At 40.5% G+C, this 10,862-nt stretch carries 12 protein-coding genes; 5 read left to right on the forward strand and 7 right to left on the reverse strand.

The window, feature by feature from the left end; translation table 11 throughout:
• Positions 1-404 precede the first annotated feature (404 nt).
• Together ACYVNW_RS03105 and ACYVNW_RS03110 are read right to left on the reverse strand one after the other, a co-directional pair.
• Positions 405-578: a hypothetical protein gene (locus ACYVNW_RS03105; protein ID WP_460678379.1), complete on the reverse strand. Its 174-nt coding sequence runs from the start codon at positions 576-578 to the stop codon at positions 405-407.
• A gap of 61 nt (positions 579-639) precedes the next feature.
• Positions 640-915: a hypothetical protein gene (locus ACYVNW_RS03110; RefSeq protein ID WP_460678380.1), complete on the reverse strand. Its 276-nt coding sequence runs from the start codon at positions 913-915 to the stop codon at positions 640-642.
• Positions 916-1,310: 395 nt separating this feature from the next.
• Between ACYVNW_RS03110 and ACYVNW_RS03115 the strand changes: the two genes are divergently transcribed.
• Positions 1,311-2,747, forward strand: a complete 1,437-nt coding sequence (locus ACYVNW_RS03115) for a tetratricopeptide repeat protein (RefSeq protein ID WP_460678381.1) — start codon at positions 1,311-1,313, stop codon at positions 2,745-2,747.
• A 20-nt stretch (positions 2,748-2,767) separates the two neighbouring features.
• Here ACYVNW_RS03115 and ACYVNW_RS03120 read toward each other — a convergent pair whose 3' ends face one another.
• The 3 genes from ACYVNW_RS03120 to ACYVNW_RS03130 form a co-directional block, all read right to left on the reverse strand.
• Positions 2,768-3,067, reverse strand: a complete 300-nt coding sequence (locus ACYVNW_RS03120) for a hypothetical protein (protein ID WP_460678382.1) — start codon at positions 3,065-3,067, stop codon at positions 2,768-2,770.
• A gap of 233 nt (positions 3,068-3,300) precedes the next feature.
• Positions 3,301-3,678 (reverse strand): helix-turn-helix domain-containing protein, encoded by a 378-nt coding sequence (locus tag ACYVNW_RS03125; RefSeq protein WP_460678383.1) that lies wholly within the window; start codon positions 3,676-3,678, stop codon positions 3,301-3,303.
• A gap of 239 nt (positions 3,679-3,917) precedes the next feature.
• Positions 3,918-6,197: an ATP-dependent helicase gene (locus tag ACYVNW_RS03130; RefSeq protein ID WP_460680992.1), complete on the reverse strand. Its 2,280-nt coding sequence runs from the start codon at positions 6,195-6,197 to the stop codon at positions 3,918-3,920.
• Between the two features lie 128 nt (positions 6,198-6,325).
• Here ACYVNW_RS03130 and ACYVNW_RS03135 point away from each other — a divergent pair, with 128 nt between their 5' ends.
• The 3 genes from ACYVNW_RS03135 (at position 6,326) to ACYVNW_RS03145 (ending at position 9,453) form a co-directional block, all read left to right on the forward strand.
• Positions 6,326-6,823, forward strand: a complete 498-nt coding sequence (locus tag ACYVNW_RS03135) for a hypothetical protein (RefSeq protein WP_460678384.1) — start codon at positions 6,326-6,328, stop codon at positions 6,821-6,823.
• 86 nt (positions 6,824-6,909) lie between these two features.
• On the forward strand, positions 6,910-8,925 hold the full coding sequence (locus ACYVNW_RS03140) for a thioredoxin domain-containing protein (protein ID WP_460678385.1): 2,016 nt from the start codon (positions 6,910-6,912) through the stop codon (positions 8,923-8,925).
• Between the two features lie 27 nt (positions 8,926-8,952).
• Positions 8,953-9,453: an FKBP-type peptidyl-prolyl cis-trans isomerase gene (locus ACYVNW_RS03145; RefSeq protein WP_460678386.1), complete on the forward strand. Its 501-nt coding sequence runs from the start codon at positions 8,953-8,955 to the stop codon at positions 9,451-9,453.
• Positions 9,454-9,503: 50 nt separating this feature from the next.
• Here ACYVNW_RS03145 and ACYVNW_RS03150 read toward each other — a convergent pair whose 3' ends face one another.
• Both ACYVNW_RS03150 and ACYVNW_RS03155 read right to left on the reverse strand, forming a co-directional pair.
• The gene (locus ACYVNW_RS03150; RefSeq protein ID WP_460678387.1) at positions 9,504-10,205 is read right to left on the reverse strand and encodes a hypothetical protein; all 702 of its coding nucleotides are present in this window, start codon (positions 10,203-10,205) and stop codon (positions 9,504-9,506) included.
• Positions 10,206-10,227: 22 nt separating this feature from the next.
• Positions 10,228-10,446 (reverse strand): hypothetical protein, encoded by a 219-nt coding sequence (locus tag ACYVNW_RS03155; RefSeq protein WP_460678388.1) that lies wholly within the window; start codon positions 10,444-10,446, stop codon positions 10,228-10,230.
• A 148-nt stretch (positions 10,447-10,594) separates the two neighbouring features.
• Between ACYVNW_RS03155 and ACYVNW_RS03160 the strand changes: the two genes are divergently transcribed.
• Positions 10,595-10,735, forward strand: coding sequence for a FeoB-associated Cys-rich membrane protein (locus tag ACYVNW_RS03160; RefSeq protein WP_460678389.1), 141 nt, complete (start codon positions 10,595-10,597; stop codon positions 10,733-10,735).
• Positions 10,736-10,862 lie beyond the last annotated feature (127 nt).

The following is a 10,862-nucleotide window of genomic DNA, read 5'->3' on the forward strand; positions in this document are numbered from 1 at the left end:
GATTAGGTGGTGTATTAATGAATTGAAGAACTGAAATTAATTATCAATGCTTATTGTTAGGCCAGTAGCTAATTAATTTCAAAGCTTTTACCATTTTAATCAAGAGATAATTGCCTATGAAATAACCTTATTTACAACGCGCACCAGTATTTTTTTGCAGTTAGCATATCATTTATATCAAATGTGAAGCCTACCTTTTGTTTAGGGCCTTTTGAATTGATAGGAGAGAATCACAACAGCTTTATCTGTTGCTAAAAACTGATAAGCCGGTGTATTAATTTATTCAATACAGTATAATAAACAATAGTAGTGTGCAGCTTTAATAAGTTATTGACTCGTGTCAATAATATTTCGGTTTGCAAAACTTAAAAACAAGCTTTGCAAACCGAAGAGTATAGCTTTTACTATTGTATTGTTCCTAAATCACTTTTAGCGCTACTTGTGCTTCTTTCTGCAAAATCAGCTTTTAAAGTGCTGGCATTAACCGGCGGCTTTGCTGCAGTACTCTTTTTAGTAACCGATAATGCGGTAACACCTGAAGTTAAGATAATTGCAGCTGCAATAAGTGCTTTTTTCATGACTATATGGAATATAGGTGATTATGTATTAAACAGGACCTCAGAGAAATAATTGAGATAATTATTTTGACTTGGCTTTAGTAGTTGTTGTAGTAGTTGTAGTAGTAGAGTTAAACTGAACTGTACCTACATCACTCTTGTCACCTGCAACTTGTACAGTGCCTACATCGCTTTTGTCGCCTGCTACCTGAACGGTACCTACGTCGCTTTTGTCGCCTGCAACTTGAACGGTGCCTACGTCGCTTTTGTCCAATTTAGGCTGTACGTTTTCTTTGCTGCAAGAGGTCATTGCAAAAGTAGAAACTGAAATTAAGGCGATAGTAAATAGCTTTTTCATGTGATTATAATATGGATGTTAATAACTAATTAATTTGTATGTAATGATTCTATTAAAATAAAGTGCTTACTGAACGATGCCCACGTCGCTTTTGTCGGCAATTTGAACGGTGCCTACGTCGCTTTTGTCCATTTTAGGCTGTACATTTTCTTTGCTGCAAGAAGTCATTGCAACCGTTGATGCGATTAGGGTAATTATTGCTAATATTTTTTTCATAAAAAGTTACAAGCTAATGTGTTGTAATGTTTATTTGAATTAACACTACAAATGTAATTATGGTTTTTTAATTCCCAAAAAAAAGTTGAAATTTTTTTGAGCTACGCTTTTTTTAAAGAATGATGCATAATTTTTTTTATATTATAACTTTAATTAATATTGAGCGTATTACCACATCAATGAAAAAACTGTACTTAGTGCTGATGCTATGCTTTGGAGTTCTGTATGTGTACGCGGACGTGATGCCCGATGTTGCTGCGAATGACACCAACGAAGTAAACAGGCTGAATAAGTTAGCTTACAACAACTATCGTGATAATGCGGATCAAACTTTGATTTATGCGCAGCAGGCTTTAGCTCTGGCCAATAGGTTAAATTACAATAACGGGAGGGCGGAGGCATACCGCTTGGTTGGGATTGGAAATTCTACACTTAACCAACCTGATAAAGCCATTCATAATTACTTGATAGCTCTTAATTATTTCAAAGCTGCAAAAAACATGGCGGGCGAAGCTAAAGTGTATAATAACATTGGTAATGAGTATCAAGAAATAGACTTTGATAAAGCGCTCCAGTTCTTCGACCAGGCACTCACTTTAGCCACACGGCTTAATAATAGTAAACTCATTGCTGCCCTAAATTTGAATATGGGTAATGTGTATTACCGTAAAAAACAATTTACCAGCGCTATAAAAGCCTATAAAGTAAGTGAGCGTATTTTTACCGAACTTAAGGATACAGCTGATTTAGTGCAAAGCTGGAGAAATGAAGGGGTGATTTATTTTAAAACCCAGGATTTTGCTGAAGCTAAACGGTTGCTTACTTATGCGCATGACCAAGCCAAGGTGCATGATATGAATACTATTGTGGCTGGTGTGAATTTGACGCTTACAGCGCTATACGCTGCCGAAAAGAACTTTACTGAGGCTGAAAAGGCTTTAAACGAAGGTCGATCATATGCTGAGTTAACAAGAAACACTAAGCTGTTGTACGATTACCTGATTACAGCTTACGAAATGGAATTTAAACGTCAGAACTATAAGGCAGCTGTGTATTATCTGCGAGAGATATACAAAAAGGATAGTATAGATAACCGATCAAACAGTTCAACCAAGCTTACCTTATTGCAGGAACAGTTTAAACAGCAGGATTTGCAGCAAAAAACCTTGTTGGAACTGCAGCGTCAAAGTTATAACCGTTACCGCTTTATTGCTGCAACTATAGTAGCAGGTTTGCTTATTGTAGTGATAGCTTTGTTAGTTGGTAACATTAAACGCAAAGCAGAAACTAATAAGCGTTTGACTGACTTGAACGCTGAGGTGAATTATCAGAAGGATAATTTAGATCGTATCAATCATCATCTCGAAGAAATTATTGATGAGCGCACCAAAGATTTACAGGATAAGAATGCGCGCTTATCAGAATACTCGTCCTATCTTTCGCACCAGATACGCGGACCTATTGCCACATTAAAGGGATTGCTCAACTTGGAAAAGGAAAGCCTGTTAAGCCAACGTGAATGCCTTAATATGATGGATAAGTGCGTTACTGATATTGATGAAAAAATCATTGATATCAGCGATATGCTTCACGATAGCGAAAATAAGGTACTATAAAGTTTGTTAGCAGTAATTAGCTACCTGTAAATAGAAGGTAAACTGGAGTGTATCTGCGCTTCCATCAGGCCCAGGTACATGCAATACCAGGCCACCATGTGTAAAATAAGCAATTGCCTGTGGTGCTTGTAGCCTTTGGTCTCAAAAGCCAGCGTTTCGTTACCTGCGGTTACAAAAAAGCTCACTTCGCCCTTTTGAGGAACAAATTTGGATTTTAAAAGATCCACTACCTTTACTTTAAGCTTTGTAGACGGATCATGTATAGTGCTGCCATTTTTAGGTGCAGCATTCCGGGTTAAAGAAACAAAGTAGTTTGACATCACTGGTAGATTTAATGCAACAGTGATTGAACAATTATTACTCCAAAATGGCTATTTAGGGTCAGAAAAATAATTTTTGTGTATTGGGTAATTTATAGCCTATAAATTACATAAACGTTATTATACTTAACTCAAAGTATATCTTGTGCTAAGTATAATAATCGTGTATTATGCAGGGAGAGATGTAATTAGAGAAGAAGTGTCAATAATTTTAAACACTTATTATAAGGTAATTATACAGCAAGTGATTTCTTAATGTATAGTTCCTCGTACAATTCAATTACCTTTTTTTGTAAAGAGGCAATTTCATTTTCGCGTTCGGCAAGTTTCTTTTGGGCAGCGCTGTTAACACCAGCGGCAGGTTCCATTTGCGCTACATTCTCTTCAGGCATTAGCAAATTGGTTACATTCATTTCAAATATTGCCGCAATCTGTTCAAGGCGCGAAAGATTGACATCGGTAACACCGGTTTCAATTTTCGACAAAGCAGGTATAGAAATACCAAGACGTCCGGCTACCTGCTCCTGACTCCATCCATACTTATGCCGGATCATCCTGATATTTTTGCCTACCTGTTTGTTGGCTTTGTTTTGGGTTAATACATCACTCATCGTTTAATCTTAATTAATTTAGGGAAAAAGGGGTATTTAAGTAAGTGCAAACCCAGTGCCAATGCTTAACTATGCCTTAAATGCTGCTTTTTAAGCAATTAATTAAAAAATGAGGCAAGGTTTGGGGTGACGTTTCCCCATAACTTGGGTAATTGTTGCACCATTTATTTACAAAAACTTAACACAAAAAGGCCAGGGCTATAAAGCCCTGGCCTTGTACGTTCAATATTTATAAGTCTTTACTCGGGTTGGCCGCTCACAATACGCAGTTTAGCGAATTTGAGCAGCAGTTGTTTCTGTCCGATTTCCTTAAAAAATATAGTGGCTTTTACATCCGGCTTTTTGCCATCAAGACTTACTACTTTGCCATAACCAAAACGCTCGTGCTCTACTTCCTGGCCAACCTGTAAATTGCCGGTATCAGAAGGTGCAAAGTTTGCAGAAGGCACATGTGCTTTAGCCAGCAGCGAAGTAGTTTTTACTTGTGGCTTCGGTTTAGAGAAGCTATCTTGGTTGCGGCTCCAGGCGGTGCGTTCCTGATCAAAGAACGGGTTGCTGCCTGCAGCAGGCTTGGCAGTAAAATCAAGCTCGAGATACTTGGCATCAATTTCATCTAAAAAGCGGCTCGGCTCACAGTTAATAAGGGTGCCGAATTTAAAGCGCGAGGTTGCATAACTTAAAGTTAGTTTATACTCTGCACGGGTAACAGCCACGTAAAACAAACGCCGCTCTTCTTCCAAATCACTGCGCGAGTTTAATGACATTTGGGAAGGGAACAGATTCTCTTCCAATCCAACCACAAATACCTGCGGAAACTCCAGGCCTTTGGATGAGTGGATGGTCATTAATGATACGGTATCAGCATCTTTGTTTTTGTCGTTGTCATCGTTAGTCAATAAGGCTACATCCTGCATAAATACATCCAAGCCTTTTTCTTCCAAATCTTCACGTTCTGAGAACTCTTTAATACCGTTAAGCAATTCTTGGATGTTCTCGTATCGGTTTAAGCCTTCTACAGACTTATCCTCATACAAATCTTTTAACAAGCCCGAATGCTGGGCGATGTGCAAAGCTGCATCATAAGCCGGGCTTTGCTGCGCCAAAACTTGGAAGCTTTGTATCATGTTACTGAAATTTCCCACAGCTGTAGCACTGCGGCTATCCAGGTAATGCGAAGGGTTGGTAACTACATCCCAAAGGGTCGTATTATTTTGACCGGCAGCCAAAATAAGTCGGTCAACAGTAGTGTCGCCAATCCCACGGCGCGGATAATTAATTACCCTTTTAAGAGCTTCCTCATCATTTGGGTTAAAAGTGAGCCTGAAGTAAGCAATTAAATCCTTAATCTCTTTACGCTGATAGAAGGAGAGACCGCCGTATATTTTATACGGAATATTGAGCTTACGTAATGCCTCTTCCATGGAACGCGATTGCGCGTTAGTGCGGTACAAAATAGCAAAATCATGCCATTTAAGTCCTTTGGTAGTGCGCTCCTGCATAATGGACTCGGCTACGGTTTTGCCTTCCTCGTTATCACTAAAAGAGCGGCTTACTTTAATTTTATCTCCACTTTCCTTTTCCGAAAAAACATCTTTTTTAAGCTGGTCCTTATTATTGGCAATAATGCTGTTGGCAACGTTTACAATGTTTTGTGTAGAACGGTAGTTTTGCTCCAGCTTAAATACTTTCAGATCGGGATAATCCTTCTCAAAATTTAGGATGTTCTGAATGTTAGCTCCACGGAAGGCATAGATACTTTGGGCATCATCACCCACCACACAGAGGTTTTCGTTAACAGCAGCCAGGCGTTTCACAATCAGGTATTGCGAAAAGTTGGTATCTTGATACTCATCCACCATCAGGTACCTGAATTTGTGCTGGTATTTGTTCAATACCTCAGGATAATTGCGTAAAAGCTCATTGGTTTTAAACAGCAAATCGTCAAAATCCATCGCCCCGGCACGGTAGCATCGGGTAGCATACATCTCATATACTTTGCCCAAATTCCCCCGGCCCGATGAAAAATCATCAGTCTGGATAGCCGCATTCTGCTGGTACTCCTGCCACGAAATGAGGTTGTTTTTAGAAGCTGAAATGCGGTTGTATACAAAGTTAGGGTTGTACAACTTGTCATCCAGGTTCATCTCCTTCAGCACTGCGCGCAGTACGCTCTTGCTGTCGTCGGTATCATAAATGGTAAAGTTGCTGGGGTACCCCAGTTTGCTGGCCTCCACACGCAATATTTTGGCAAATACCGAGTGGAAGGTACCCATCCATATATTCTTGGCTTCGGTGCCTACTACCTGCGTGATACGATCTCGCATTTCGCGGGCAGCTTTATTGGTAAAAGTAAGCACCAGGATGTTAAAAGGATCAACCCCTTTACGCACCAGGTGCGCTACCCGGTAAGTAATTACTCTGGTTTTGCCCGAACCAGCACCGGCTATAATCATTACCGGCCCCTCAGTTTGCTCTACCGCATCGCGCTGAGCCGGATTCAGACCTGCTAAATAATTCAAATTCTCTCCCATATCAATGCCCGCGAAATTAAGGTTTTTAACTTAATGAATTACTAATGTTTTTGGGATTAAAATTTCAGCTCTGAAAAGAACAATAAGGTATGTTTTCGATGTTTTAGTCAAATAATATGATTAACCGCTTTTTTCAGTTGTTGGGCGTTACTATTTTACTTTTGGGGTATGTGATTATTATGGCTGATACCATACAAATCCTCGCAGCAGATAACATCAATACAATAATACTTACTGGTAAACTTGCCACTATAAAACAGCGAAAATACCGGGGAAATTACTCATATTATATTTACCTGCTTAATACGAAAGAACGTTTTGTGATCGGAGGTCATGAAGTGGGTTGTTTTGATTATGGTGCTTTTCAAAAGAAAGTGCGGCCCCATCAAACTGTTTATTTGCGCTTAATGAAAAGAGGGGGGCTTTTGTTACCAGCCGACCATCAATCGGTTATTGATATCATGGCGGACAATATGCATTACTTAAATATGGAATGTGTTAAAATAGAGGCAAAAAAGCTTTTATTTTGGCTGGCTAGCGGCCCCTTTATTTTATTTTTTGTGATTTGGTTGCTGTATAAGAAACACCAGGTGAAACAAATTTTCAACCGATAATGAATACATAAGGGCACTTTGTTGTTGAGTTACTGCAAACAATTATAAGTTTGCATCTTTATAACCAAAAGTAATCATCTGCCTACATGAATCGTCTCGCTCAATCTTCATCCCCTTATTTACTGCAACATGCCAATAACCCGGTCGATTGGTACCCTTGGGGGCCGGAAGCTTTACAAAAAGCTAAAGACGAAAACAAACTGATACTGGTAAGCATCGGCTACTCGGCCTGCCACTGGTGCCATGTTATGGAGCACGAAAGTTTTGAAGACCAAGGTGTTGCCGCCGTGATGAATGAACATTTTGTATGCATTAAAGTGGATCGTGAGGAGCGCCCCGATGTAGACCAGATTTATATGAGCGCCGTACAATTAATGACCGGCCGTGGCGGCTGGCCGCTCAACTGCATTTGTTTGCCCGACCAGCGACCTATTTACGGCGGCACCTACTTTCCGAAAAATGATTGGGTAAGCCTGCTATTCAACCTGGCCGATTTCTATCAACAGAAGCCGCAGGAGGCAGAAGATTATGCTGTACGATTAACGGATGGTATCAAACAATATGAATCGGTCAATTTTATTGAGCATCAATCCGAGTATAAGAAAGCCGATTTGGAACTGATTGTAACCAATTGGAAGAAGCATTTTGACATGAATGAAGGTGGTACAGGCCGTGCCCCCAAATTTCCGATGCCCAACAACTGGCAGTTTTTAATGCGTTATGCGCACTTAATGCAGGATGAAAGTATTACGCTGGCCGTAAAACTTACCTTGCACAAAATGGCTTATGGTGGTATTTACGACCATATAGGCGGCGGCTTTGCCCGGTATTCGGTAGATGGCCGCTGGCACGTGCCGCATTTTGAAAAAATGCTGTACGATAACGGCCAGTTGGTAAGCCTCTACGCCGAAGCTTATACGTGGCAGCAAAATGAGTTGTACCAGCAGGTGGTAAAAGAAACGGTAGCTTTTTTAGAACGCGAATTAATGTCGGTTGATGGTGGCTTTTATTCTGCCCTTGATGCTGACAGCGAAGGAGTAGAGGGCAAGTTTTACACCTTTAACAAAACCGAACTGGATGACTTATTGGGTGAAAATGCAGCTCTTTTCAATGCTTACTACCATGTAACTGATGAAGGCAACTGGGAAGAGGAAGAAACCAATGTGCTGTACCGCAAAGAGAGCGACGAATTGCTGGCCAAACAGTATAACCTCAGCCTGTCCGAGCTGCGAAATATCATCCACACCAGCCGCGAAACAGTGTTCAATTACCGCAGCAAGCGCATCAGGCCGGGTTTGGATAATAAGATACTGGCTTCATGGAACGGCTTAATGTTAAAAGGATTATGCGATGCCTACCGTGCTTTTGATGAACCTCAGTATTTAGAACTGGCATTAAAGAATGCCAGATTTTTACAAGCGAACATGATTACGCCCAATCAGCGTTTAATCCGGATTTACAAACCCGGAGCCAACCAGCAAAGCGGCCCGCATATTGCTTTTTTGGATGATTATGCCAATGTGATTGATGGTTTTATTGCCCTGTATGAAGTTACGTTTGATATAGCATGGCTCAATTTAGCCAAACAACTAACTGAACAAGCCATTGCCCACTACTATAGTGGTACCGAAGGCATGTTCTTTTACACCGCCGAAGATGATAAGCAGTTGATTGCCCGTAAAAGTGAAATAATGGATGGAGTGATTCCTTCATCCAATTCAGTAATGGCTACTAATTTGAAAAAGTTGAGCCTGTTTTATGCCGATCAGCAGTTTGAAGATATAGCTGCCCAATTGCTGCGCAATTTGATGCCTTATATGGCTAAATATGGTTCTGCGTATTCTAATTGGGCCAACTTACTGCTGTTAGAAATTGCCGGAATCAACGAAGTAGCAGTTACCGGGCCCGAAGCTGAAACTTTGCGCTGGGAGATGGAACAGCAATATGTACCCAATAAAATAATATTGGGCGGTATGCAGGAAAGTTTACCTTTGCTGCAGCAGCGCATTACTCAGGAGAGCCGTATTTTTGTGTGTAAGGACAAAACCTGCGGCCTGCCGCTGACCTCTGTTGCTGATGCCTTAAAACAAATTAAAGCCTGAAGGCTTATTATACTTAAAAACAACCCGATGAAAGTACAACCCAATCACGTAGTGTCATTAACCTACGATTTGTATGTAAACAACCCCGAAGGCGGCGAATCGCATGTAGAAAGTGCTACACAAGAGCAGCCCCTTACGTTTTTATATGGCGCTGGTCAGATGCTGCCTAAATTTGAAGAAAACTTAAGTACATTATCAACAGGTGATAGCTATGATTTCCGTTTAGCTGCCGAAGATGCTTATGGCGAATATAGCGATGAGGCAGTAGCCAGCTTGCCTAAAGAAATGTTTCAGGGTACTGAAATGCCCGAAATTGGCGCCGTATTGCCTTTGCAGGATAATCAAGGCAACCGTTTCCAGGGCCAGGTAGTATCTATTGCCGAAGATGGTGTGGTGGTAGACTTAAATCACCCAATGGCTGGTCAGGAACTGCATTTCAAAGGCCAGATCATTAACGTTCGCCCGGCTAACCCTGAGGAGTTACAGCACGGCCACGCACATGGTCCTGATGGTCATCACCAGCACTAATTATAAAAGCAAAAAACCGGATATTATCCGGTTTTTTGCTTTTAATGTCTTTATAATTCCAGATTTGAGCCTTTGAGTTTGCAACTCAGTAATATTCGGCACGAAATTTCCCTGCCGTTTAATGTAGCAGGGTAGAAGCTTTTGTCATCATCGCTCAGCTGGTCGATCTTTACAGCCAGCACTTTTTCTCCGTATACATAAGATTTGATATGCACCCTGTAATCGGCCAATCTTCCTGCCGGACTAATTAGAAATTCTAAGTACACAGTGGGTTCTCCATATCCGGAAACATAAGCAAAATCGTATAAATCTTTAGGAAGCCTGAAAAGGTTTAGGTAGGGCAGATACCCGAAATACCGGCCTCCAATGCGAATGGGTTTTGTAATTGTATCGCTTTGCTTAAAGTCTTCATCTACTACATACTTTATTCCTGAAGTACTGTCGTCAGGTGCCTCGTAAGTCAGCAAATGTTTAGTGTAATTGTAATGCTGCATTAACTTACCGGTTTTATCAAAAAAATGCCATGTGCCGGCTTTCTCATTATGTTCATACAGGCCGCTGGCAACGGGTGTATTTTTTTTGTAAAAAGCCTGATATAAGCCTTGCATCACTTTCTTATTGGCACTAAGTACGTGGTATTTAATACTTACTTCCGGGGTAATTTTATCTTCTACCTGTGTGGTGGCCTCTTGTGCGTATGCACAAATGCTACAAAGAAGAAACAGGGTTGATAGCAAATATTTAAAGCTCATTTCTGTGCAACATAGCATTAATCTATCTCAATAACAACTGTTCGCCGATGCTCTGTATGTCATCAGCATCCAGGCTGCTGCTACCTTCCGTTGCCCACGTAAACATTGTGTCTTTGAACAAAGTGAGCGTAAAATTATCAGTCACTACTTCATAATAAGTTTTATCATCCTGCTCATAAGGATGTACGCGTGCGGGTAATTGCTGGCTGTTAAGGGCTAAAGTAATATCAAAATCTTCCATCAAAAAACAATTTTTATCATTATAAAACCCCAAACCGGCAAGAGGGTTTGTATGTACATCACATCTATTACTTGTATTGTTATACCGCAGAACAATGCTTTAAAACACACGTTGTAATAATTAGCGAACCAGTTAAAAATTACTCGTCATGACATTACCCATCGCCACCGGAATTGTAGGACTTATAATGGTACTTGCCGTTTTTCTGATTATCAGGCAAACCATAAAGCAAGGAAAACAGAAAGAGCGGGAAGAAGCCAACAAAATAAGCGACAGTAAGAGGATTTAAAATTTGATAACGTTTGGGCTATTAACGCATTATGGGGCTTTTGGGAAATAACCGATAAACAAACCTTGCCCAGGCCTGTTGATTTAACTATAACTAAAAAATAAAATTATGTTTCCTCCCATTTTAG

The organism is Mucilaginibacter koreensis, assembly GCF_054783355.1.

Coding starts and splice junctions, on each gene's coding strand:
- ACYVNW_RS03105 (WP_460678379.1), bottom strand. CDS start 578: ATGAAAAAAGCACTTATTGCAGCTGCAATTATCTTAACTTCAGGTGTT.
- ACYVNW_RS03110 (WP_460678380.1), bottom strand. CDS start 915: ATGAAAAAGCTATTTACTATCGCCTTAATTTCAGTTTCTACTTTTGCA.
- ACYVNW_RS03115 (WP_460678381.1), top strand. CDS start 1,311: ATGAAAAAACTGTACTTAGTGCTGATGCTATGCTTTGGAGTTCTGTAT.
- ACYVNW_RS03120 (WP_460678382.1), bottom strand. CDS start 3,067: ATGTCAAACTACTTTGTTTCTTTAACCCGGAATGCTGCACCTAAAAAT.
- ACYVNW_RS03125 (WP_460678383.1), bottom strand. CDS start 3,678: ATGAGTGATGTATTAACCCAAAACAAAGCCAACAAACAGGTAGGCAAA.
- ACYVNW_RS03135 (WP_460678384.1), top strand. CDS start 6,326: ATGATTAACCGCTTTTTTCAGTTGTTGGGCGTTACTATTTTACTTTTG.
- ACYVNW_RS03140 (WP_460678385.1), top strand. CDS start 6,910: ATGAATCGTCTCGCTCAATCTTCATCCCCTTATTTACTGCAACATGCC.
- ACYVNW_RS03145 (WP_460678386.1), top strand. CDS start 8,953: ATGAAAGTACAACCCAATCACGTAGTGTCATTAACCTACGATTTGTAT.
- ACYVNW_RS03150 (WP_460678387.1), bottom strand. CDS start 10,205: ATGAGCTTTAAATATTTGCTATCAACCCTGTTTCTTCTTTGTAGCATT.
- ACYVNW_RS03155 (WP_460678388.1), bottom strand. CDS start 10,446: ATGGAAGATTTTGATATTACTTTAGCCCTTAACAGCCAGCAATTACCC.
- ACYVNW_RS03160 (WP_460678389.1), top strand. CDS start 10,595: ATGACATTACCCATCGCCACCGGAATTGTAGGACTTATAATGGTACTT.